Annotated in this window: 20 protein-coding genes, 1 tRNA gene and 1 pseudogene; 14 read left to right on the top strand and 8 right to left on the bottom strand. The window is 69.8% G+C overall.

The window, feature by feature from the left end; genetic code table 11:
• Positions 1-92 precede the first annotated feature (92 nt).
• The 4 genes from ACZ68L_RS12425 to ACZ68L_RS12440 form a co-directional block, all read right to left on the bottom strand.
• Entirely contained in the window at positions 93-2,150 is a 2,058-nt protein-coding gene (locus ACZ68L_RS12425) for an ATP-binding protein (RefSeq protein WP_469576496.1), read from the bottom strand.
• Positions 2,147-3,142 (bottom strand): Pvc16 family protein, encoded by a 996-nt coding sequence (locus ACZ68L_RS12430; protein WP_469576497.1) that lies wholly within the window; start codon positions 3,140-3,142, stop codon positions 2,147-2,149. Before ACZ68L_RS12430 ends, ACZ68L_RS12425 begins: the two co-directional genes overlap by 4 nt.
• A gap of 28 nt (positions 3,143-3,170) precedes the next feature.
• Positions 3,171-5,132, bottom strand: coding sequence for a VWA domain-containing protein (locus tag ACZ68L_RS12435; RefSeq protein WP_469576499.1), 1,962 nt, complete (start codon positions 5,130-5,132; stop codon positions 3,171-3,173).
• A 393-nt stretch (positions 5,133-5,525) separates the two neighbouring features.
• Entirely contained in the window at positions 5,526-6,152 is a 627-nt protein-coding gene (locus ACZ68L_RS12440) for a helix-turn-helix transcriptional regulator (protein ID WP_469576500.1), read from the bottom strand.
• Positions 6,153-6,361: 209 nt separating this feature from the next.
• Here ACZ68L_RS12440 and ACZ68L_RS12445 point away from each other — a divergent pair, with 209 nt between their 5' ends.
• Positions 6,362-7,717, top strand: coding sequence for a COG1470 family protein (locus ACZ68L_RS12445; protein ID WP_469576501.1), 1,356 nt, complete (start codon positions 6,362-6,364; stop codon positions 7,715-7,717).
• Positions 7,718-7,903: 186 nt separating this feature from the next.
• Here the strand turns inward: ACZ68L_RS12445 and ACZ68L_RS12450 are convergent, their stop codons facing one another.
• Together ACZ68L_RS12450 and ACZ68L_RS12455 are read right to left on the bottom strand one after the other, a co-directional pair.
• Positions 7,904-8,746, bottom strand: a complete 843-nt coding sequence (locus ACZ68L_RS12450; protein WP_469576502.1) for an eCIS core domain-containing protein — start codon at positions 8,744-8,746, stop codon at positions 7,904-7,906.
• Between the two features lie 345 nt (positions 8,747-9,091).
• The gene (locus ACZ68L_RS12455) at positions 9,092-11,035 is read right to left on the bottom strand and encodes an SMI1/KNR4 family protein (protein WP_469576503.1); all 1,944 of its coding nucleotides are present in this window, start codon (positions 11,033-11,035) and stop codon (positions 9,092-9,094) included.
• A gap of 178 nt (positions 11,036-11,213) precedes the next feature.
• Here ACZ68L_RS12455 and ACZ68L_RS12460 point away from each other — a divergent pair, with 178 nt between their 5' ends.
• The 3 genes from ACZ68L_RS12460 (at position 11,214) to ACZ68L_RS12470 (ending at position 13,384) form a co-directional block, all read left to right on the top strand.
• On the top strand, positions 11,214-11,831 hold the full coding sequence (locus ACZ68L_RS12460; protein ID WP_469576504.1) for an HhH-GPD-type base excision DNA repair protein: 618 nt from the start codon (positions 11,214-11,216) through the stop codon (positions 11,829-11,831).
• Positions 11,832-12,326: 495 nt separating this feature from the next.
• Positions 12,327-12,623 carry a type II toxin-antitoxin system VapB family antitoxin gene (locus ACZ68L_RS12465; protein WP_072488263.1) on the top strand — a complete coding sequence of 99 codons (297 nt, stop codon included), beginning with the start codon at positions 12,327-12,329 and terminating at the stop codon, positions 12,621-12,623.
• Between the two features lie 167 nt (positions 12,624-12,790).
• Complete coding sequence (locus ACZ68L_RS12470; RefSeq protein WP_469576884.1) at positions 12,791-13,384, top strand: LytR C-terminal domain-containing protein; 594 nt, start codon at positions 12,791-12,793, stop codon at positions 13,382-13,384.
• Positions 13,385-13,548: 164 nt separating this feature from the next.
• On the opposite strand, the gene upp is transcribed toward ACZ68L_RS12470, so the two are convergent.
• On the bottom strand, positions 13,549-14,184 hold the full coding sequence (gene upp / locus ACZ68L_RS12475; protein ID WP_093900065.1) for a uracil phosphoribosyltransferase: 636 nt from the start codon (positions 14,182-14,184) through the stop codon (positions 13,549-13,551).
• Between the two features lie 103 nt (positions 14,185-14,287).
• On the opposite strand from upp, the gene ACZ68L_RS12480 reads away from it, so the two are divergent.
• From ACZ68L_RS12480 to ACZ68L_RS12495, 4 genes are all read left to right on the top strand, one after another.
• A complete protein-coding gene (locus tag ACZ68L_RS12480) occupies positions 14,288-14,515 on the top strand; it encodes a hypothetical protein (protein WP_469576505.1) in 228 nt (75 codons plus the stop codon).
• 187 nt (positions 14,516-14,702) lie between these two features.
• Entirely contained in the window at positions 14,703-15,260 is a 558-nt protein-coding gene (locus ACZ68L_RS12485) for a tRNA adenosine deaminase-associated protein (protein ID WP_469576886.1), read from the top strand.
• 81 nt (positions 15,261-15,341) lie between these two features.
• Positions 15,342-15,770, top strand: coding sequence for a tRNA adenosine(34) deaminase TadA (tadA, locus tag ACZ68L_RS12490; RefSeq protein ID WP_469576888.1), 429 nt, complete (start codon positions 15,342-15,344; stop codon positions 15,768-15,770).
• Between the two features lie 45 nt (positions 15,771-15,815).
• Positions 15,816-15,903 (top strand) — tRNA-Ser (locus ACZ68L_RS12495).
• A gap of 351 nt (positions 15,904-16,254) precedes the next feature.
• Here ACZ68L_RS12495 and ACZ68L_RS12500 read toward each other — a convergent pair.
• Complete coding sequence (locus ACZ68L_RS12500) at positions 16,255-16,872, bottom strand: TetR/AcrR family transcriptional regulator C-terminal domain-containing protein (RefSeq protein ID WP_469576506.1); 618 nt, start codon at positions 16,870-16,872, stop codon at positions 16,255-16,257.
• Between the two features lie 65 nt (positions 16,873-16,937).
• Here ACZ68L_RS12500 and ACZ68L_RS12505 point away from each other — a divergent pair, with 65 nt between their 5' ends.
• From ACZ68L_RS12505 to ACZ68L_RS12530, 6 genes and pseudogenes are all read left to right on the top strand, one after another.
• Complete coding sequence (locus ACZ68L_RS12505; RefSeq protein WP_469576507.1) at positions 16,938-18,200, top strand: beta-ketoacyl-[acyl-carrier-protein] synthase family protein; 1,263 nt, start codon at positions 16,938-16,940, stop codon at positions 18,198-18,200.
• Positions 18,197-19,198: pseudogene (locus tag ACZ68L_RS12510) on the top strand (IS481 family transposase). Before ACZ68L_RS12505 ends, ACZ68L_RS12510 begins: the two are co-directional and overlap by 4 nt.
• A 542-nt stretch (positions 19,199-19,740) precedes the next feature.
• Positions 19,741-19,905 carry a hypothetical protein gene (locus tag ACZ68L_RS12515; protein ID WP_469576509.1) on the top strand — a complete coding sequence of 55 codons (165 nt, stop codon included), beginning with the start codon at positions 19,741-19,743 and terminating at the stop codon, positions 19,903-19,905.
• A gap of 10 nt (positions 19,906-19,915) precedes the next feature.
• Positions 19,916-20,209: a Dabb family protein gene (locus ACZ68L_RS12520; RefSeq protein WP_361457577.1), complete on the top strand. Its 294-nt coding sequence runs from the start codon at positions 19,916-19,918 to the stop codon at positions 20,207-20,209.
• A gap of 197 nt (positions 20,210-20,406) precedes the next feature.
• A complete protein-coding gene (locus tag ACZ68L_RS12525; protein ID WP_469576511.1) occupies positions 20,407-21,297 on the top strand; it encodes an RNA polymerase sigma factor SigF in 891 nt (296 codons plus the stop codon).
• Between the two features lie 236 nt (positions 21,298-21,533).
• The gene (locus ACZ68L_RS12530) at positions 21,534-22,400 is read left to right on the top strand and encodes an RNA polymerase sigma factor SigF (RefSeq protein WP_351081700.1); all 867 of its coding nucleotides are present in this window, start codon (positions 21,534-21,536) and stop codon (positions 22,398-22,400) included.
• Positions 22,401-22,462 lie beyond the last annotated feature (62 nt).

Genomic DNA, 22,462 nt, shown 5'->3' on the forward strand with positions numbered 1-22,462 from the left:
GCCCGACCTCGACCACGGTGGCGGCAACTCCCGGCCCACGCAAGGGCCCACGCAAGGGCCCACGCGCGACCCCCGGTATCAGGCCGGCATCGTCACGCCAGCAGTCCCAGATACGGCCCGAACTCCGACGCCAGGGTCAGTCGCCCCAGCTTCTGGTACTCGCGCTGGATCGCGTGGATCAGCGTCGGCATCGTGACCGGTTCGCCCGTGTCCGCCGCCAGGTACGCCGCCGTCACCGCGATCGAGCGGATGTTGCCGCCCGCCAGCTCGAAGTTCTCCGCGCAGAAGGCGAGGTCGAGGTCCGTGCCCCGGGGGAGCGCGGAGCCCAGGCAGCGTTCCCACAACAGGAGGCGCTGTTCGGGGTCCGGGACCGGGAAGTCGATGACCAGGTCCAGGCGGCGGGTGAAGGCGTCGTCCAGGTTGGCCCGGAGGTTGGTGGCGAGGACGGCCAAGCCGTCGAAGGACTCCATGCGCTGGAGCAGGTACGCGCTCTCGACGTTCGCGTAACGGTCGTGGGCGTCCTTCACGTCCGAGCGCTTACCGAAGATCGCGTCCGCCTCGTCGAAGAGGAGGACTCCGTTCACACCTGCCGCTTCGGAGAAGATCCGCTCCAGATTCTTCTCCGTCTCGCCCACGTATTTGTCGATCACGGTCGCCAGGTCGACGGTGTAGAGGTCCAGGCCCAGGTCTGCGGCTATGACCTCCGCGGACATCGTCTTTCCGGTACCGGAGTCGCCTGCGAAGAGGGCCGATACGCCTCGGCCCCTGCCGCCGCCGGGGCGCATGCCCCACTCCCCCAGGACCCGGTCGCGATGGCGTGCCCGTGCGGTGAGTTCGCGGAGTTGGGCGCGAGTGTCCGGGGGGAGGACCAGATCGTTCCAGGTGACGGTGGCTTCGATGCGGCGGGCCAGGCGGTCCAGTCCCGCCGCGTTCTGGGCGCGGGCGCCCTGGCGGACGTGGTCGGGGGTGAGGGCGCCTCCGTCCAGGTAGGTGGTCTGGGCGGCACCCCGGGCCGCGCGGGTGATCTGTTCCGGAGTGAGGAGGAACGGCGAGAGCAGGCGGTCCACGTCGATGTGCGCGGGAACGGGGGCGTCGTAGGCGGCGGTCCAGAGGGCCGCCCTGGTCGAGGGTTCCACACGCGGGGCGTGCAGGAGGAGGGGCGGGGCGGCGGACCAGGCCGCGTCCCAGGGAGCCCGGCCCACCAGGATCGTGGGGACCGGGGTGCCGGTGAGCAGCCGGAGGAGTTCCGGGTGTGCGCGGGAGACCGCGTCGAGCGGGGCGCAGACCAGCCCGGCGCCGGTCAGTCGGGCCTCGCGGACCAGGGAGCGGACGGCCTCGGCGGGGGCCGGGTCCTCGGCCAGTCGCGCCAGGTCCAGGCCCAGGACCCGGTGGCCCGCGAGCGTCAGCGCCGAGGCCGCGAGGGCCGTGCCCGCACCGCCCTGGTCCTCGCGAAGGTAGGCGAGCGAGGCGCCCCGCGCGAGGGCGCCAGCCAGCGGGGCCGGTTCTCCGACGCCCGGTACGGCGTGCCAGGGGGCAAGGAGATTCGCCAGACGCGGGTCGGGGGTGTCGTCGCCCAGGAGGTGGGCGGTGACCCGGTCGGGGACGCGGAGCGCGCGGCTCAGGAACGGGCGGTCCAGGTCCTCGACCAGGAGGAGACGCCCCTCGCGCAGTGGGGCGAGAGCCGACAGCCGGCCGCGCGCCGCCTGGTCGGCGGGGGACAGACCGCAGAGGCCCAGCGCCAGTCCGATGGACGGGCGACGGCGGGTGACGTCGTCGTTCAGGTACCCGTAGAACGCCTCGAAGCGGTCGTCGAGATCCGGTACGAGCGCGATGAGGAGGATCTCGATATCGAGGGTGGTGAGATCGAACTCCGCGGCCAGGGAGGCGAGTCCGGATGGATCGGCGGGCGTCTGGGTCGATGTCTCCGCCGGCGTCTCGTCGAGGTACGGAACGGGCGACGGGAAGGCGCGAGCCTCGTCCGCGTCCAGCAGACGGGCGATGTTCTCGTCCGAGAGGTAGAGGCCCCGGAAGGCGTCGTCCGGGTCCGGATCGGTGCGCTGCCGGGCCTCGACCGTTCGTCGGATGCGCTGCTCCACCGCTACGGCGCGGGCGAGGAGATGGCGCAGGTTCGCGTCCCCCACCGTCGTCATTCGGCGCCGTCCTCCGTCCCGTCTTCCGTCCCGTCTTCCGTCCCGTCTTCCGTCCAATCCTTCACCCCGCCCTTCGCCCCGGCCTCCGCCCCGTCCTGGGATCGGCCCTTCGCCCCGGCCTCCGTGGCGGCCTTCGCCCTGGTCTCCGCCCCGGCCTCCGTGCCGGTCCCCTTCCCGCCCCTCGCGTGGTCCGCCCCGATGCCCCGTGATCCGGCCGTCGCAGCCGCCTTGCGGCTCTCCGTGATACGGAGCGACAGGCCGCGTCGCCGTTCCGCTTCGGGGGAACGGGAGACGCCCCCGTCCGGACCGCCCGAGCCTCCAGGACCTTCTGAAGTTCCTGGCCGACCCGGACGGCCTCCGTACACCGGAAGTCCCCCGCGCCCCGGCATCGGTTCGGACAACGGCTCGACCCTCCCCGGTACGTCCCCGAAGCGGGTATGTAGCCCCTCGTCCCCCACCGGCGGGCCGACCACATAGCTCGGCGACGCCGTGACCGGCACGCTGATCACCAGGTCCAGCGAGGGCTTCAACTCACCGCCCAGCGCACTCCACACATCGGCGAACGACCGGTCCTCGGGTGGTGGAAGCGCGATCGACATGGGTACGGACGCCCCTATCTCGGCCAACGTGCCGGTAAGCCGCTCCGGAGGCAGCGCCTCGTACCGCAGCAGGCAGCCGAGCAGCGACGAGAGCAGCCGGTGCTCGTCCTCCGGGCGCTTCGTCCATGCCGTGATCAGGTACGACAGCTTGAAGAAACGGGGCGGGCGGCGGCGCGCGACGATCGTGCCGCGCTCGTCGTACTCGTTGTGCAGACCCCGCTCGCGCCTGCGCATGTCCTCGCGGATGTCGTAGAGGTAGAGGTTGACCATGGGTGCGTTGACCTTCGCCGCCCACTCCCGGGTCGGGGCGTCGAAGACCACCGCGATCTGGCCGCCTTCGAGCACCTCCGCCCTGATCAGCCCACGGAGTACATCGTCGACCTCGTGGATCACCCGATCACTCCCGTACGGTCGTCGGTGCTCATGCCCGGCCCGCGAAGTCCGGTGGCTGGAGATTTCGCTGGACCACCAGGACCGGTTTCTGCAGTCGGTCGAGGTCCCGCGAGTCCGCCCGCAGCTTGCGCGGGCCGAGCTTGTCCTTGCGCAGGACCAGGACCTGCACCTCGAAGGTGCCGTCACGGCCCACCGTGGCAGCCGTCCCCTCGGGGGTGATGCCGATGTTCCACGTGAAACGTACGGTCGCGCCCGGCGGGTAGTCCTTGCCCCGGGCCAGTACCGGCTGCCCCGGCTTGGCGACCTGCGGTGTGACGGTCAGCGAGGGCTTCAGGACGCGCAGCCGGTCGGTGTCCTCGTTGTTGGCCCTCCGCCGGTCCGGCAGCGTGCTGCGCACGGTGGCCCGTACGTCTCCGGTGACCGCCGCGCGGTACGTCGCCGTCTGGGCCACCTCGATGCGGCCACCGGCCGGGATGGTGCACGGCTTGGCCGCCGTGCAGCGGGTGAGGGCGGGCAGACTGCGGTCCTTCGCCCTGGACGGTTTCGGCCAGGCCGAGCCGATGACCACGCCCGTCGCCGCGTCCGGGCCCGCGTTGGTGACGGTGAAGCGGGCACTGGCCGGGCGGCCGGTGTACGTACGGTCGGGGCTGACATCGACCTTCATCGCCACATCCGCGGAGGGCGGAACGGGGGCTTCAAGGACCTCGATCCGCGCCGTGTCCGTCCCTGTATTGCCGGCGGAGTCGGTCGCCGAGCAGGTCACCGTGGTGAGGCCGACAGGGAAGAGCGAGCCGGAGGCCGGGGTGCAGGTCACCGGGAGCGTGCCGTCGGTGGCGTCCTGGGCGGTGGCGTCGTAGGTCACGCGCGCGCCCTTCTTGTCCTTGGCCCGGACGGTCAGATCGTCCACGGTGACGACGGGCGCGTCGATGTCGTTCACGTCGATGGCGATCTGCTCCCGGAAGTCCGGGTCGGCTGCGGCGGCCGGACCGATCGTGTCCGTACCCGGGGGCTGGGTGCCCATGAGGAACTGGACGGTGCAGGTCAGCCGAGTGCCCTGGGGGGCGTCCGCGGAGACGTCGATGTTCTCCGCGAAGTGCGCGGTGTTCCCGCTGGTGACCTGCTGGGTGGGCGGGTCGAGACTGACGGACAGATGCGGATCGCAGTTGTCCAGGCGGTAGCTCACGTTCGTGGGAAGGTTGTTGAAGCCCTCGATGATGGCTTCGGTGACGCCGTCGCCGGGAATTCCGTTCAGCATGCGGCCGTTGGTGGCCTCGACGATCCGCTTGGCCTGGTCGGGCTCGTGGTACGGGTCCTGATAGGTGGGGCTGCTGTATCCGTCGCCATTGAGACCGTCGCCGTCCTCGGTGCGCACGTCGACCGCGATGACGCGCACGCCCTTGTCCTGGAGCGCGAAGACGGCCTCTTCGAAAGAGATCTTGTTACTGGGGTTGTGGCTCGACGCGTCGCCCACCAGGACCACGACCGGGCTGGCGCCCTCGCGGAAGACCGTTCCGCCGTCCGCACCGTTGGCCACCTTCCACAGCGCGTAGATCCAGTCTTCGGACGGGCCCTTGCTCCTGTAGCCACGGGAGGTGCCCAGCCTCTTGACACCGTTCTCCCGCACCGCGTCCAGGTCGGTCGTCAGCCCTTGGAAGACCTCGAACTCCGCGGTCGGGTCGTCCTTCTCGTCCCCGTATGTGGCCACAGCGAAGCGCGAGTCCGGCTGCTGCTCGACGATCTTGTCGGTGATGGAGCGCAACCCCGACTTCACGTCGTCCACCGGTTTGCCCATGCTTCCCGTGCCGTCCACCAGCAGCACCACATCCGGCTTCGGCGGAATCGCGGGCGTACGCACCTGCTTGGCCACGCCCGTGGAGCCGCCGGGATCGACCGCGTCGGTGAACTCGGCGGGGGTGACCCAGGGCTCGGGCACGGCCATCGCCGGCGTCTCGGCAGTGACGGCCGAGCCGGGGGCGATGCCGGTGACCACGAGGAGGAGGGCCAGCGCCGGGACACGGAATGCGACGAGGGTCCGGCGCGAAGCGGAAGGCAGGGGCCGTGGCCGCGCCCCCCGGGCTCCCCGATCCGCCCACGACGGGTCCGCCCATGACCGGTCCGCGCGTGACCGCTCGGCACGTGACCGCTCCGCACGTGACCGCGATGCCCGCCGAAGCGGCTGGAACCAGCGCACGGAAGTCCTCCCCACCCTCGGCCCGTCGGCATACCGGACCACACGGTCCCGTACGCACGGCCGATCCGCAGCGGTGCGGAAGTCACACCCCCGGGAAGCCTCCACTGCCCTTTCGGGCATCCATCGGATCCACCGCATCCACCGCATCCACCGCATCCACCGCATCCACCGCCGACGCACGCACCGGGAGGCTCAGATCAGTCCTTGCCGCATCGCGTACGCCACCGCGTGCGACCGGTTCCGCAGTTGCAGCCGAGTCATCACCGAATGCAGCACGTTCTTGATCGTGCGCTCGGAATAGGCCAGCTTCGTCGCGATGTCCGCGGTGTCGTACCCCTCGGCGACCAGGCGCAGCACATCCACTTCGCGCGCCGCGAGACCGGTGAAGTGCAGCCCGCGCGGACCGAGCACCTGTCCCTGGAGGCGGCCCACCTCTGCCAGCAGCCTGCCCAACAGGTCGGAGGGCAGGTGGCCTTCGCCCCGCGCAACCGTCCTGATGACCTGCACCAGATGTTCCGGCGTCGCCTCGGAACGCCTGACCACGCCGGCGACACCGCACTCCGCCGCGCTCACCAGCTTCTGCTCGTCGATGTCCGTGGTGACGAGCACGGTGCGCGAGGTGCTGGTGCGCTGAATGTGGCGCAGCATCGTCAGCACCTCCTCGTCGACCGCGTCCACGACGACGACCACGATCTGGGGTGAGGCGTCGCCTTCCACCCACTCCGTGACGCTGACCTCGGGCCGGGCCCGTAACTGGCTGGCCACACCCGCTAGAGAGATCGGATCCTGGGCCCGTAATGCGACCGTCGTGCGCTCCATGACAATGCTCCCCCTGAGCAACAGCCGATGGCCTCGCAGCGAACACAACCATCACGGCTGTTTCGTATGCCTCATTCGTCTGAGGCGGTCAAAAGATTCCCTCCTTTACCTACAGGGAAACAAAAAAGCCGATCCGGGCACAGATTCTGCCCGGAAGTGTTCCTTCACGGCCCATGTCGGTACGGGACGCCGACCCTACGGTGCGCCCTATGAGTCTCACGGCAAGCCTCGACGATTCGTCCGTCACCGCCGCACCGGGCGAGGAGACGGCCCTCCCTCTGCGGATCCTCAACTCCGGCAGCACCGTCGAGGAATACCGGTTCGAGGTGATCGGTGCGTGTGCCGCCTGGTCGACGGTGGAGCCGGCGGTCCTGTCCCTGTATCCGGGTGACTCCCGGACGGTCTCCCTCGTGCTGCGTCCGCCCCGCGACTCGACCGTTCTCGCGGGGGAGACACCCTTCGGAATAAGGGTGGTGCCCACCAGCGAGCAGGACGACACGGTGGTGCCCGAAGGGCGGGTGACCGTGCTTCCCTTCACCGAGACGACCGCCGAGCTGGTACCACGCAGTTCGCACGGCGCCTGGCGCGGGAGGCATCAGCTCGCCGTCGACAACCGGGGGAACACTCCGGCCACCGTACGGCTGGGGGCCCGGTCCGGTACGGAGCGGGCCCGGGTCACGTTCGCGGCGGACGCGCTGAAGATCGGCCCCGGGCGGGCGGAGTTCGGGAAGCTGCGGATCCGGCCGGCGAAGCGCGTGTGGCGCGGAACGCCGGTCACGCACGCCTTCCAGGTCGTCGTCACCACGGATGTGGTGGAGGGTCAGGCACTGGCCGAACCGGTCGCACCGGTGGCCCTGGACGGCTCGTACCAGCAGGAGCCGATCCTGCCCCGCTGGCTTCCGCGGGCGCTCATCACCGCGGCCGTGCTGGTGATCGCGCTGATCGGGCTCTGGTACGCGCTGCTGCGGCCGGCCGTGAAGTCGGCGGCGCGGGAGGCGATCACGCCGGAGGCGGTACGGTCGGCCGCCGCAGCCGACAAGAGCAAGGCCCCGGACCAGGGTTCCACGGCCGGAACGGGAGCGGGCGGGGGCGACTCCTCCGCGGCGAACGGTGGTTCACCGAGCCCCGGTCCCTCACCGAGTTCCGGCACGTCCGACAGCGGCTCCGGCGGCGGGCCCGACAGCGCGTCCGCAGCCGCTCCGACCAGTGCGCAGGTGCAGGTCAGGGACTCGGTGGGCGGTGGGTCGAATACCTCGACGGCCCTGCGGGTACCCAGCGGGCACACCTTCCAGCTGACGGACATCGTGGTCCAGAACCCGCAGGGCGACGCGGGAACGCTCGTCGTCTCCACCGGCCGGGACACGCCGGTGCTCCGGCTGGCGCTGGAGAACTTCAGGGACTCCGACTACCACTTCGTCACACCGATCCTGGTGCCCGCGGGCGGCAAGGTCACGATGACCGTCGACTGCCGGAAGGTCGGCAAGCCGGTGAACGCGCCGACGCCCTCGCGGTGTGCGGAGTCGCTGTTCCTGGGCGGCACGATGCGGACGGACGCCGCGGACTGACGGTGCGGCCAGACGGCACGGACTGACCGCACGAACTCACCGCACGAACTCACCGCACGGACTGACGGCACGAACTGACCGCACGGACTGACGGCACGAACTGACCGCACGAACTCACCGCACGGACTGACGGCACGGACTGACGGCACGAACTGACGGCTCCGCCTGCCGGAGAAGCCGCCATGCTCAGGCAGGCGGTGCCTCTTCCTCCTCCTCGGCTCCTTCCTCCGCCCGCTGGACGAAGGAGCCCTGCACATCGGCAGGTTGCTCGTCCTCGTCCTCCGTTGCCGCCCTTTGCACAGCGGGCGCCGAGGCGGGGGCCGAGCCATGGCCGGCCGCCCCGGCCGCCACGGTCCCTGTCCCCGGAGCCGAGTCCGAAGACGGGGCCGGCGCCGGTTCCGACAGCACCCGGTCGGCATTCGCGACGGCCTCCCGCTCGAACCGGTCGGACGGATCGCTCACCCGGATGCCGCCCGGCGCCTCCGTGCCCTCCACCGGTCCGTTGCGCTGCTGGATCACATGGGTGAGCTCATGGGCCAGCGTGGTGCGGCCCTGCGGCGTCGACGGATCGTACGCGTCCCGCTGGAAGACCACGTTGTTGCCGACCGTGTACGCATGGGCGCCGACGCCCTTCGCCGACTCGTGCGCGGCGGAGCCGGTGTGGATGCGTACGTCGGAGAAGTCCGCGCCCATCCGTCCCTCCAGATCGGTGCGGGTCTCGGTGTCCAGGGGCTGCCCACCGCCGGACGAGACCACATCGTGCACGGGGGAGCGTTCTCCCTCCTCCTGCCGCTGGAGCATCGAACCCACGGCGCTGTTGCCGACCGCCCGCTGGAGCGCGCTCACGCCGCCGGCGCCGACCACATCGGCCCGTCCGGCCGCCGCCGCACGGTAGAGGTGCGGAATGCCCGCCGCCTCCCGGCCCTCGGCCGCCCTCGACGCGTGCGCGGCTTCGTCGTGCTCCTGCCCGCGCCCGTGATCCCGCTCGTGGTCGTGTTCCTGGTCCCATTCCTGTGCGTGCATCGTCATCTCCCCTGACCGCGCCCCGGGTCGAAGGCGCGACGTGATGGCCCCACCACCCCACCTTCACGACGTGTCACTGCCTCGTCCAGCCCGGACCCCGCCGGCCGGGGGCAGCCGCCGCTGCCCCTTCGGGCATCCACACCGTTTCGCCCGCCCCCGCGAAGCCCGCCGCCCCGACCGCCGCCCGGCCCCCAACCGCGTCAATGCGTCAATGCGTCAACGCACGCTTCCTCGATGCCGTGTTCGGCAGGCATCCGACGGAGATCCGGAGGTTCCGGCGACTGTCCTCTTCAGCGGTGCCACCCCGTTCGCCGTGATGGGGTCCCGATCCGACGCAGGTCCGTGAACGAATCAGCAAAGTCGACGACGTGTCTCGTCCGCCCGAGAGACATCAATGCCCCATGTACGCAGGACCGCGACGGCCTTGATGGTGGTGTGTCCCTCCCCCACCGTCGGCGGCCCGATCCATGACTTCGCCGCCACTGCGTGCAACCGACCGCTGCGCAGGGCGAATCGGGGCAGCGAGACCCCGTACACCGCAGCGATGGCGTCGAGCGAGGGCCCACCGAACGGAAGCGCACCGAGCGGTGCGGGCAGCATTCCTCTCGTCGCGCGCACATCACCACCGGCCGTGTATCCGTACAGCTCCTGACCATCCTCGGCATGCGAGAAGCGAAAGGTCTGCGTGGGGGCGGCGGTACCGGTACCGACGGGGACACGCGTCCCCGGGCACCAGACCGATATCGCCCTGGTGCCCAGCGACGCCTGCGCATCCAGGCCGGTCAGCCGGTCCTCCACGAAGGGTTCGGGATCGGTCTCGAACGCGAAGCTCCAGCCTCCGCCGCACGAGCCGATCCGTGCGTGCGCGCCATCCCTCAACGGCCTCTTCCGTCGACCCCACGCACCCAGCTCGTACTCGGAGCTCGGGGCCAGCAGCGCCCCCTCACCGATCCGCCGCGCGAGTTCCTGCGGTGGTATGCCGTGGACCAGGACGAAACGGAAGCTGTTCAGCCGCGTACCGGAACCGGTACCGGCAAGCCAGCCCAGCCCGTCCGCCCCGGCAGCGTCCAGGACGCCCGAAGCGGCACCGGTGCCGCTGCCGGTGGCCGCCGCCGGCCGCCGGGCCGAGCCCTGGCCCGCACGTGGCGTGGTCAGGATCTGCCGCCCGCGCTCCGGTGTGACGACCGGTCCCAGCAATGGATCGGCAATCAGGCCGACGGGCGCGACATGCTCGGTGCCGTAGGGCTCCCACTCGGGCACGGCGGCGGCCAGCACCCGCCAGGCACCCTCCGTGTCTCCCCAGCGCGCCAGCTCGCGGGCCTCGGCTACGGCACGGCCGAACGGGCCAGGTGGCTCGTACCGGAACGACCGCTCGCCGGCCTCCCGCAGCGCGGCCTCCGCCCCGGCCCGGCCCGCCTCGCCGTGCGCTCCGAGGAACCAGTCGTCGTCCCGGTCCATCCTGCGGTGCTCCCGCGCGGCGAGCGGCAGGATCTCCCGTACGTACAGCGGGTCGTCCATGTCCATGACCGCCGCGACATGACCGGCCGGCCTGAACATGGCATGGATCTGGTCCCGCAGCCGCCGGGCCCGCCCCCTCCCGTACCCCTCGGCCTCGTCCAGCACCGCCAGCTGCTCCTCGATGTCGCCCCCGGCCAGACAGGCCAGCCGGGCCCGCTCCACCGAAGCGTCGAGCTCACTCGTCACCTCGTTCTCGAACACGGGGTTGTCGCCGTGCCGGCGGTGGAAGTCCCGGTACATGGCCCTCATGAATTCCGCGAACGATGGGAAGCGGTCCGGGAAGTCACCGGACCAGCCACGGTAGACGTACACGGCCCATTCGCCGTCCTCGCCCACATCCCCCGGGTCGAGCAGGACATCGGTGATGTCCGAGTCGTGCGACAGCTGCAACGACCTGGCCCACATGCCGGCCATCAACCGCTCGGCCTGCCCGGAATTCTCATCCAGGTTCTCCTCGTACAGCCTCTGCAGGTCCATCGGGTCGCCGTGCACCGCGACGCGCTCCGCAACACCCATCAGATAGACCGAACTGCCCGCGTGACGCCATCCGTTGGAGACCTGGAGGAACGTCCGGTACGAAGGCGGCAGCACCAGCCCCAGCCGCTGCTCCAGCGCGACTATCTGCTTCTCGGTCGCTGCCGGAAACCCCAGCGATCCGGCGACCACCGCATCGTCGTCGGCCGCCTCCTCCGCTTCCTCGGGATCCAGCAGGTCCCGGGCGGCGATCCAGTGCCTGCTCCAACTCTCCAGAAGGAAATTCCAGTTGTCGATGTCCACATCCCCGAGACTGCCAGCCGCCACTGACAGTCACCCCCGGCCGCCCCCGCCGACCCTCGCGCCGCCGCCCCTCGCGTCGTCTGCCCGCGTCGCCTCCGCGAACGAAATCGGCGGCAAACGGCTGCATCGACGGGCAGTGGAGTGGCCGGGCCCCGCCGCCGTCGGGATGATCGACGGCATGACCAAGAGCAACAAGGACCAGGGCATCACCCTGCGGATCGCCCAGGAGCCCGCGGCGGACGAGCTCCTTGCACGCAGCCCGCTCGCCGCTCTGGTCGGCATGCTGCTGGACCAGCAGGTGCCGATGGAATGGGCCTTCTCCGGCCCGTACACCCTGGCCGAACGGATGGGTGGAGACGATCTGGACGCCCATGAGATCGCGGCCTACGCCCCGGAGGCGTTCACCGAACTCTTCACCGCCAAACCCGCGCTGCACCGCTATCCGGGCTCCATGGCCAAGCGGGTCCAGCAGTTGTGCCAGTACCTCGTGGCGGAGTACGACGGTGACGCGAGTGCGGTGTGGAGCGATGTCTCCACCGGGGCCGAGCTGCGCAAGCGGCTGAACGCCCTGCCCGGGTTCGGCACGCAGAAGGCGCAGATCTTCCTGGCGCTGCTGGGCAAGCAGTTCGGGGTCCGGCCGACGGGCTGGCGGGAGGCGGCCGGGCCGTACGGCGAGGCGGGCTCGCACCGGTCGGTCGCCGACATCACCGGCCCGGAATCACTCGCGGAGGTCCGCGCGTACAAGCAGCAGGCCAAGCAGGCGGCCAGGACGGCCAAACGCGCAGCCGACACGTAGCGGCAGCGCACGCACCACACGCCCTCACCGCGCGCCCGCAGCCCCCTGGCCTCCACCTCCTGTCCCCCCACCTCCTGTCCCTCCACCTCCTGTCCTCCCGCTCCCTCCCCTCACACGCACTCATCACGCGCCCCTCCGCACGCCCTGCGCGCTCCGACGCACCCCAATGCATCCACTGCAGGGATACCGTCACGCCACAAGACACCCATAAGCCGCCCGCCCACCCGGATCACTCGCGGACGCCCGCGAACCCGCCCATCCGGACGCCCGCAAGCCGCCCGCGCACCCGCGCCCCGCCGCCTCCCCCGCTGCCGAGCACTACCGCCTGCGGCGGGCCGTACCGTCGCCGGTGTCCGAAGCCGCGCCCCCGCCCGTGCCGTCGCTGTCACTCATCAAGGCCATCATTCCGAAATGCCCAATTTTATGGCGTTCTTGCGGCATCACAGTCCCGCCCCTTGGCTGCGCCCGGAGGCTCTTGCCCGGTAGGCTTTCCGTGTGATCTTCAAGCGCATCGGAAATGGGCGGCCGTATCCCGACCACGGCCGGGAAAGCACCCGGCAGTGGGCGGACGTCGCGCCGCGCCCGGTCCGCCTCGATCAGCTGGTGACCACCAAGGGCAACCTGGACCTCGAAACCCTCCTCGCCGAGGATTCGACGTTCTACGGGGACCTGTTCGCGCACGTCGTGAAGTGGCAGGGCGACCTCTATCTGGAGGACGGACTGCACCGCGCGGTCCGCGCCGCGCTTCAGCAGCGCCAGGTACTGCACGCCCGGGTGCTCGAACTCGGCTGACGGGGCGTCGTGGCAGGCTCGTCGCACGAACGGCAAGCCCTGCGGACCCTCTTCGGGTTCGTTCGGGTGCTTTCGCACTCGGACGGGTGCGATCCATTGATCATTTAGTAGGCATCATCACCGGGTCGCACTACGCTGCGCCCATGAGCATGCTCACTCCCCCCGGCATGGGCGGAAATTACCGCATCACGGGCGACAAGTACCCGCGCATGCGCCGCCCCCGGCGTCGCGGCAAACTGATCCTCGCTGCCACCGCTTCCGTGGTTGCCCTCGGGCTGGCCGGGTGGGGCACGCTGCAGCTCATCGACGTCTTCACGGGCGGCGACCGGCAGGCCAGCGCCGCCGACCACGAGACGGACTGCCCGTCGGCCAAGCCGTCAGCGCCCGCGAAGGCGCTGCCGAAGCCCGCGAAGATCACCGTCAACGTCTACAACGCGACCCCGCGCAGCGGGCTCGCAAAGAAGGCCGCGGACGAACTGAAGAAGCGCGGCTTCACCATCGGCGAAGTGGGGAACGCCCCGGCCGCGTACGACAAGAAGGTCGCCGGTCCGGGGGTGCTGCTGGGCGCTCCGTCGGCCGTGAACGGCTCGTTCCCGGTCCTCGGTACGCAGCTGCAGGGGACCGTTTCGAAGACCGACGCCCGCAGGACCGCGGACGTCGATCTGATTCTGGGTACGAAGTTCAAGGCGTTCAACACGCCGCAGTCCGCCGCCGCGGCCCTCGCCGCCCTGGCGAAGCCGGCCCCCGCGCCGTCCTGCTGACGGGCTGCCGGAACGGACCGGCGGCCGTCAGCACCTCGCGCGCGGCCCCTGGAGCCTGTGCGGCGGCCAGGACCTGTGATCCTTCGTTCGGACCACGCCGGGCTCGTCCGTACGGAAGTTCCCGGGAATCTCGTTCGGATCAGGCCCGATCCGGACGAAAGACCCTAGTCGACCGTGCCGTACATCCGGTCGCCCGCGTCACCGAGTCCCGGGACGATGTAGCCGTTCTCGTTGAGCCGCTCGTCGACCGAGGCGGTCACGACGGTCACCGGCGTACCCGCCAGCTCGCGCTCCATCACCTCGACGCCTTCGGGCGCCGCGAGCAGCACGACCGCGGTGACGTCGTCCGCACCGCGCTTGATCAGTTCCTGAATGGCCGCCACCAGCGTGCCGCCGGTGGCCAGCATCGGGTCCAGGACGTACACCTGGCGGCCCGAGAGGTCCTCCGGCATCCGCGTCGCGTACGTGGACGCCTGCAGCGTCTCCTCGTCTCGGATCATGCCCAGGAAGCCCACCTCGGCGGTCGGCAGCAGCCGCACCATGCCGTCGAGCATGCCGAGACCGGCCCGCAGGATCGGCACGACCAGGGGCCGCGGGTGCGACAGCTTCACCCCCGTCGTCGGTGTGACCGGGGTCTCGATGTCGACCTGTTCGGTGCGCACATCCCGGGTGGCCTCGTAGGCGAGCAGGGTGACCAGCTCGTCGGCGAGCCGCCGGAAGGTCGGGGAGTCGGTGCGCCTGTCGCGCAGGGTGGTGAGTTTGTGCGCGACCAGTGGGTGGTCGACGACGTGGATCCGCATGGGTTCAACAGTAACCGGGCCGCTCGCACCTCTGCGCTGGCATCAACCGCACGTTCGGAGGGAAGGTGATGGCATACGGACCCAGCCTTGGGGTGATGAGCCGATGCCGGACGGGCAGGAACGGAAGCGGGACCAGCCGGACACGCCGGTCCCGCAGGCCGCGGAGGGCCCGCAGGACCCGCAGGAGACCGAAGCGGCGCGCCGCAGGCGGCGCGCCCAGTTCCTGCGCGAGCTTCATGAGGCGAAGGCGCTCCGCGACCGGGTCCAGCCGCGCCGGGCCCGGGCGGCCCGGATGCGCCAGGCCATGCGGATGAGGACCTTCCGCTGGTAGGTCGGACGGCGGTGCCGTGTCCCCCTGGTGGCGGCGTCCGGGAGAACTGATGGCCGACGCAACGGCCGAACTCCTCTCGCAAAGCCCTTGTTTCTGCCACGATTCCGATGGGCGGGACGCAGGGCAGCCGGACCACCGACTGCCCTCCCGCCGGACCGACACCCCTATGACCAGTGGGAGAGTCACGGTGTACTTCGCCGCACTGCTCGCGCGCACCGAAGACGGGTGGGAAGCGAGCGACACGGAACTCGACGATGTGGAGACCCTGTCCGACCTGACGGATCTGGCCCGCGAGGCCTCGGTGGACGAGGACACGGTGCTCGTCTTCATCGAGCAGGAGGACGCCTGGTTCGGCGTCGTCCGGGTGGACGGTGAGGAGGACCCCCGTATTTTCGTCTCGGACGCCACCGCCGCCGCCCGCTCCTCGTACGGGGAGATCCTGCTCACCGACGAACTGCTCGGCCGCGAACCCGGGGCCGAAGACACCATTGCCGCCCTCGAAGAGCTCGTCGGCCTCGACGGTACGGAGGACGGCGAGCCGGACATGACCCCCGACAACGACAACGACAACGACGATGACGACGGACTCGACGCCGACGCCGTGCCGGCGGGCCCGATCGGTGACACCGGGGTCCTGGCCGACCTCGGGCTTCCCGAGGCCGAGCTGCTGATGCTGCGCACGGACGCACTGGTGGAGATCGCGGACGCGCTGGGCGCGGCCGAGGTCCTGGAGACCGTCCGTTAGGGTCCGCGGGTGAGCGAACCACCGCACCCGCAAGGACCGCCGGAACCGCACGATCCCGTAAGAGACCCCTGGCGGGCGCACATGCGCCGCGCCCTGACCGAGGCCGACGTGGCGGCGCGGGCCGGCGATGTGCCGGTCGGCGCCGTCGTCCTCGGCCCGGACGGCGCCCTGCTCGCCACGGGGCACAACGAACGCGAGGCGACCGGCGACCCGACCGCGCATGCCGAGATCCTCGCCCTCCGCCGGGCCGCAGCGGCGCTCGGCCGGTGGCGGCTGTCCGGCTGCACCCTGGTGGTCACCCTGGAGCCCTGCACGATGTGCGCGGGCGCACTGGTGCAGTCCCGCGTGGACCGGGTGGTCTACGGGGCACTCGACGAGAAGGCGGGCGCGGCGGGCTCGCTCTGGGACGTCGTACGCGACCGCCGGCTCAACCACCGCCCCGAGGTGATCCACGGAGTGCTGGAGGACGTCTGCGCCGCCCGGCTGACGGCGTTCTTCCGCGAGCTCTGACATTGGATTTCTGTCCATGCCCCGGGATGGTCTAAGCTCTCTCTCGGTAGCGTGTCCGAGCGGCCGAAGGAGCTCGCCTCGAAAGCGAGTGTGGGGAAACTCACCGAGGGTTCAAATCCCTCCGCTACCGCCATCGACGCCCTCCCGGACTGCGGAAACGCAGACCGGGAGGGCGTTCGCGCATCATCAGGACTGCCGCGCCGGAACGACGCCGGCCCTTGATCCCCACTCGTGCGGGGGTGGTCCCGAAGACAGTTACGCGGACTACATGGAGACCGCGTGGTCCCCGCGCGTGCGGGGGTGGCCCCTACTCCAGAGTGTCGTACGCCATCGACCACTAGTTGTTGCTGGCAAGCAGGTTCTTGACGCCTTGCTTTAGCCGCATCAGTGGAGTTGCGTCGGCGACGGCGACCACGCCGACCGCGACAAGGCCACCGTCGCGCGGGAACCGCGCACGTCTCCGCCGCAGGCCCATTCGACTGAGCTAGCCGCGCTCGGGTTCGTTATGGATGGTCAATGCTCCGGCGAGGTCGAGGTCGGCGACAGTGCCGTGTGCCCCGGCGCGGACGAGCAGCACTGCGCCGAGCGCGGTGCTCCAGAACGTCCTGACCTCCACGCTGAGCGGTCGACGGGTCCTCCAGCCGCGACTGTCGATGAGCTGGCTCATGAAGCGCTCGGATTGTCGGAACAGCAACTGGAGGTGCCGGTCGACCACGGGGGCGAGTTCGGGCTTGGAGATCCCGGCGGCCAGTGCTCGTGCGACCGATGGGAGCGAGGGCATGGCCAGTACGGCGCGGGCGATGTTGCGTCGAAATGCCGCCGCATCGGGGGCTTGGCGGCCGATGCGCTCAATCCGTCGGGCGTCGTGCAGCAAGCCAAGAAAGGCGGCGTGCACGAGCAGCGAGTCCTTGGAGCCGAAGTAGTAGGTGACCTGGTTGGGGAAGACGCCTGCCGCGTTCGCTATCTCCGCGACGCTCACCTCAGCGCCGGGCCGCTCCTTGCAGAGTCGTGCAGTTGCCTCAATCAGCCGACGCCTCGTCGCGCGGCCGCGGTCACGCGACCGAGCCGACGTTGATCGAGCTTCGGTTCGCTTCTTCGCCACACCCAAATTGTATGTGATACAACAAGCCTGTTCGTTTGTATCGCATACAAGAAAGGCCCAAGGGCATGCACCGGACTGAAGTCGTCGTGACCGGACTCGGCGCGATCACGCCACTCGGTGGAGACGTGGAGTCCACCTGGGACGCCCTGCTTGCCGGCGAGTCCGGCATCCGCGGCGGCGTCCTGCCCGGCCACGAGGACGCCGGCCTTCCCGACACCGTCGCGGGGACGATGGCGATCGACCCCGCCGAGTCGCTGCTGCCGGTGCAGGCCAGGCGGCTCGACCGTTCACAGCAGGCAGCCTTCACCGCGGCGGCCGAAGCCTGGGCCGATGCCGGTGCCCCGCGGGTGGACCCGGACCGGCTCGCATCAGCGATCGGCACGGGCATCGGGGGCGTCCGGACGCTGCTGAAGGAAGACGACGTACTGGAGGCGGCCGGGACACGGCGCGTCTCGCCACGCACGGTCCCGATGCTCATGCCCAATGCGGCGGCAGCGCTGATCAGTATCGAATACGGCGCACGGGCCGGGGTCTACACGCCCGTCTCGGCGTGCTCTTCCGGTGCTGAGGCGATCGCCCTGGGGGCCAGGCTCATCCGTGCCGGCGAGGCGGACGTGGTCATCGCGGGTGGGACCGAGGCCGCGATCACCCCGGTCACCGTCGCCGGCTTCGCCCAGGCACAATCGCTGTCGCGGTACACCGCCGAGCCCGCCTCAGCCTCCCGGCCGTTCGCTGCGGACCGCAGCGGATTCGTCCTCAGTGAAGGCGCGGCTGTCGTGGTGCTCGAAAGCGCCGAGCACGCCAGCGCCCGAGGCGCGCGCGTCCACGCGGTACTCGCGGGCGCCGGCATCGCCGCCGACGCTCACCACATCACGGCGCCCGCTCCCGACGGCTCCGGTCAGATCTCGGCCATGCGGAAGGCCCTCGCGCAAGCCGGCTTGGCTCCCGAGCAGATCAGCCACATCAACGCCCACGCCACCGGAACTCCGGTCGGCGACGTCGCCGAGGCGCACGCGATCGGGGAGGTCTTCGGCCGCGCCACCGTGACAGCTCCCAAGGCGGCGCTCGGCCATCTCTTTGGCGCCGCCGGCGCAATCGAGGCGCTCATCGCCGTCCTCAGTGTGAAGCACGGCGTCATCCCGCCGACCCGCAACCTCACCGCGGCCGGTGTCGGTCCCGACATCGACCTCGATGTCGTCGCAGAGCGACGGGACGTCCCCCAGGAAGCCGTGCTCAGCAACTCCTTCGGCTTCGGTGGGCAGAACGTCTCACTCATCGTCACCGGCGCACGGCACCACGCGTCCCGTATCACCTCGACCACATCATGACCCACGCGACCGCACCATTGTCCGTGGAGGGTCGCCGCCGATTGATCGAGCGTTGCAAGACTCGTCCGATCGCGCACGTAGCCGCAGAGATGGGGATTTCCCGAGCAACGGCGTCGAAGTGGGTGAACCGGCACCGGCGACACGGCGAACTCGGGTTGGTCGATCGCAGCTCGACGCCGCGCCATCAGCCGAGTGCGACACCAGTCGACGTGGTCACACGTATCGAGGAGATGCGGCGTGCCCACAAGTGGTCGGCCACCCGCATCGTCCACGAGCTCGCCGTCGACGGGATTCTGATCTCGCGCCGTACGGTCACCCGCCACCTGGCCGCCCTCGGTCTGAACCGACGGAAGTTCATCGACCCCAACGGCGAGACCAACTGAGAGCCGCAGACGATCACTGCTCGACGGCCCGGCCACATGGTGCACGTCGACGTGAAGAAGGCCGGCCGGATCCCCGACGGTGGTGGCTGGCGTATCCACGGTCTCGGAAGTCAACAGGCAAAGGCAGTTCAGCGCCGCAAGGGCAAGAGCGAGCGTGGCGGCTACGTGTACCTCCATTCCGCCATCGACGGGTACTCCAGGCTCGCCTACACCGAAGAGCTCCCTGACGAGAAGGCGGCCACTGCCGTCGCGTTTCTTCACCGGGCGCGAGTCTGGTTCGCTGCCCACGGCATCACCCACATCGAGCGAGTCGTGACCGACAACGGCGCCTGCTACCGCGCTGACGCATTCGCCCGGGCCCTGCTCGGGGCACGCCACCAGCGGATCACCCCGTACACGCCTCGACACAACGGGAAGGTGGAGAGATACAACCGCATCCTTGCCGAGGAGTTCCTCTACGCCCGCACATGGCTATCCGAAGACCAGCGTCGAGAAGCACTCGCGATCTGGAACATCCACTACAACTTCCACCGCCCCCACAGCGCCGCTGACGGAGAACCTCCTGCGTCGCGGCTACGCCAAGGCGTCGGTAATGTCCTGGCCTCCTACAACTAGTGGTCCCCGCCCCTGCGGGGGTGGTCCCCGGTCACTGGCCGATTGACTGGAACGGCAGCCGTGGTTCCCGCGTACACGGGGATGATCCGGCCCCCTGGACCGCCCTCCCTCGGCCGGACCGCTCCGACCACGGCGGGAGGCGGGCGGGCATGGCTGTGCGCTGCCACGATGCCGGAGTCCCCGCGGCGGGCCACGCCACGACACGGTGAACGATCAGGTCGGGGGAAGCGGCATCGGGGGGACAAGCCGCTTCCCCCGATGAGAACAGGCCGCTCAAGCCCTCGCCGCGATCAGGGGGGAAGCTCGCGGCGAGGACCCACAGTGAGGACCTGTCCCTCGCCCCGTCGGCTCCTGACTGATCCGCGGGGCTCGCCATCCATCCTGCGGCCTCGGGGAAGTCCCGCGGATGGACGAAGGACCCCGATCATCGGGCCGTTGGTCCTTAAAGACGGTGTGAGTAGTCGGATACACCAGAGGGATACGGCCATGCGTACGGATAGAATCGCCCGACTGCACGGGGATCCAAGGGGAGGCAGGGGCTGATGGTGCAAGCGAGGAAGATAGCTCTCTACGTGATAGTCGTCTTCGTGCTGTACACGATCATCGCGTCCCCAGAGCGGGCGGCGCAGCTTGTCCAGATAGGGTTCGAGGGCGTTTCGAGTGCCGCGCAGAGCGTCGGCGACTTCATGTCCGAGCTCGTGAAGTAGGAGTTACCCCATGATCCGCCATCTGGTCCTGTTCAAGCTGAACGACGGCGTCGAGCGGGACGACCCGCGGGTCGTCGCCGGGGCGAGGGCCTTCCAGGAGCTGGAGGGGCAGGTCCCGGAGCTGGAGTTCTGGGAGTGCGCCTGGAACATCACCGACCGGCCGATCGCGTACGACTTCGCCATCAACTCCGCGGTCTCCGACGAGGATGCCCTGAAGCGCTACCTGGAGCATCCGGCCCATCAGGCCGCCGCCGGTCAGTGGCGCGAGTTCGCCACCTGGGTGATCGCCGACTATCCGTTCTGATCCGCCCGACCGGCCTGATCCAACCGGTCACCCAAGCCCCTCACCATTGCGGTGAGGGGCTTTTTTTAGTGTTTAAACCAAGTTGACCCCAACACGACGCTATACGGTGCTTGCACACAGTGGACATGTCTTGTGATGCTATGACCGCTTTTGAAGGATGAGTTGACCGAAGTTGACCGCAGAGGGGTGGCGTCATCGTGCCGGCCAGTACAGCGCCTCAAGTGCCTCCCCAGACCGTCCCGGCCGTCCCGGCCGTCCCGGCCGCCGAGAACGTGGAGACGGTCCCGGCCGAGACCCCCGACGACACCACCGCGCCCGCCAGGACCAGGGGCGCGGACACCAGGGCGCTCACCCAGGTCCTGTTCGGACAGCTCAAGAACCTGGAGCCGGGAACCCCTGAGCACGGCCGGGTGCGGGCGGCGCTGATCGAGGCGAACCTCCCCCTGGTGCGGTACGCCGCGGCACGTTTCCGCAGCCGCAACGAGCCGATGGAGGACGTCGTCCAGGTCGGCACGATCGGGCTGATCAACGCCATCGACCGGTTCGACCCGGAACGCGGTGTCCAGTTCCCGACCTTCGCGATGCCCACCGTCGTCGGCGAGATCAAGCGGTACTTCAGGGACAACGTACGGACCGTCCACGTACCGCGCCGGCTGCACGAGCTCTGGGTCCAGGTCACCGGCGCCACCGAGGACCTGACGACCGCTCACGGCCGCTCACCCACCACCGCGGAGATCGCCGAACGGCTGAAGATCTCCGAGGACGAGGTACTGGCCTGCATCGAGGCCGGCCGCTCCTACCACGCGACCTCGCTGGAGGCCGCCCAGGAGGGCGACGGACTGCCCGGACTGCTGGACCGACTCGGCTACGAGGACCCGGCCCTCGCCGGGGTCGAGCACCGCGATCTGGTCCGGCATCTGCTCGTACAACTACCCGAACGCGAGCAGCGCATTCTGCTGCTGCGCTACTACAGCAACCTGACGCAGTCACAGATCAGTGCCGAACTGGGTGTCTCCCAGATGCATGTGTCAAGGCTGCTGGCCCGTAGCTTCGCCCGACTTCGATCCGCAAACAGGATCGAGGCCTAACCGGATCGGGTAAGGCACTCGAAGTTCGTACCGCGCGACCGCAATTGCCCCACACCCCCCGTTAACTGCGCAGACGCCACCAAGACTTGTCGACATGTCACTACAGCGTGTTGCCGACATGTGACATTCTGCGGGAACCGCGTTTGCCGTGGCCTCGCCTCCGGTATTCAGGTGGAGGCTGCGTTCCTCCGATGGTCGCGGCTCAACGCGACCGTCCGCGACCTCAAGGGGGTGGCATGTCCGCAGAACAGGGCAGCTCGAAGGTGCTCACGCTCACGAAGAGCGCGCCCGCACCCGTTGCGCTCACCAGCTCGCCGGAAGCCATCGACACCCGCACTCTGTCCCGCTCCCTGTTCCTGCGGCTCGCCGCACTGGGACCCGCACCGGGCCCCGACGGAACGGACAGCCCGGAGCGTGCCTACGTACGGGACACACTCATCGAGCTCAACCTCCCGCTGGTGCGTTACGCCGCGGCGCGGTTCCGCAGCCGCAACGAGCCGATGGAGGACATCGTCCAGGTCGGCACGATCGGCCTGATCAAGGCGATCGACCGGTTCGACTGCGAACGGGGCGTCGAATTCCCCACGTTCGCGATGCCGACGGTCGTCGGGGAGATCAAGCGCTTCTTCCGCGACACCTCGTGGTCGGTGCGTGTTCCGCGCCGCCTCCAGGAGCTGCGGCTCGCGCTGACCAAGACCAGCGACGAGCTCGCCCAGAAGCTCGACCGCTCGCCGACCGTGCCCGAACTGGCCAAGGCGCTCGGTGTCTCCGAGGAGGACGTGGTCGACGGCCTGGCCGTCGGCAACGCGTACACCGCCTCCTCGCTGGACTCGCCCTCGCCCGAGGACGACGGCGGCGAGGGCTCCCTCGCGGACCGGCTGGGGTACGAGGACTCGGCGCTGGAGGGCGTGGAGTACCGCGAATCGCTCAAGCCACTGCTGGCCAAGCTTCCGCCGCGCGAGCGCCAGATCATCATGCTGCGGTTCTTCGCCAACATGACCCAGTCGCAGATCGGCGAGGAGGTCGGCATCTCGCAGATGCACGTCTCGCGCCTGCTGACCCGTACGCTCGCCCAGCTCAGGGAAGGGCTCATCGCCGACTGACCGCCATGGACCGCCGCACCGCGACGCCGACGCATGGGTTCCGATTTGACGGACCGTCAGCC

It is taken from the genome of Streptomyces sp. NPDC104309, from assembly GCF_055584025.1.

What these genes read in the sequence shown, in the direction of transcription:
- ACZ68L_RS12530 (WP_351081700.1), top strand. Translation starts at nt 21,534, where the DNA reads ATGTCCGCAGAACAGGGCAGCTCGAAGGTGCTCACGCTCACGAAGAGC.
- ACZ68L_RS12505 (WP_469576507.1), top strand. Translation starts at nt 16,938, where the DNA reads ATGCACCGGACTGAAGTCGTCGTGACCGGACTCGGCGCGATCACGCCA.
- ACZ68L_RS12450 (WP_469576502.1), bottom strand. Translation starts at nt 8,746, where the DNA reads ATGACGATGCACGCACAGGAATGGGACCAGGAACACGACCACGAGCGG.
- ACZ68L_RS12425 (WP_469576496.1), bottom strand. Translation starts at nt 2,150, where the DNA reads ATGACGACGGTGGGGGACGCGAACCTGCGCCATCTCCTCGCCCGCGCC.
- ACZ68L_RS12460 (WP_469576504.1), top strand. Translation starts at nt 11,214, where the DNA reads ATGACCAAGAGCAACAAGGACCAGGGCATCACCCTGCGGATCGCCCAG.
- tadA (WP_469576888.1), top strand. Translation starts at nt 15,342, where the DNA reads ATGCGCCGCGCCCTGACCGAGGCCGACGTGGCGGCGCGGGCCGGCGAT.
- ACZ68L_RS12480 (WP_469576505.1), top strand. Translation starts at nt 14,288, where the DNA reads ATGCCGGACGGGCAGGAACGGAAGCGGGACCAGCCGGACACGCCGGTC.
- ACZ68L_RS12445 (WP_469576501.1), top strand. Translation starts at nt 6,362, where the DNA reads ATGAGTCTCACGGCAAGCCTCGACGATTCGTCCGTCACCGCCGCACCG.
- ACZ68L_RS12470 (WP_469576884.1), top strand. Translation starts at nt 12,791, where the DNA reads ATGGGCGGAAATTACCGCATCACGGGCGACAAGTACCCGCGCATGCGC.
- ACZ68L_RS12515 (WP_469576509.1), top strand. Translation starts at nt 19,741, where the DNA reads ATGGTGCAAGCGAGGAAGATAGCTCTCTACGTGATAGTCGTCTTCGTG.
- ACZ68L_RS12440 (WP_469576500.1), bottom strand. Translation starts at nt 6,152, where the DNA reads ATGGAGCGCACGACGGTCGCATTACGGGCCCAGGATCCGATCTCTCTA.
- upp (WP_093900065.1), bottom strand. Translation starts at nt 14,184, where the DNA reads ATGCGGATCCACGTCGTCGACCACCCACTGGTCGCGCACAAACTCACC.
- ACZ68L_RS12520 (WP_361457577.1), top strand. Translation starts at nt 19,916, where the DNA reads ATGATCCGCCATCTGGTCCTGTTCAAGCTGAACGACGGCGTCGAGCGG.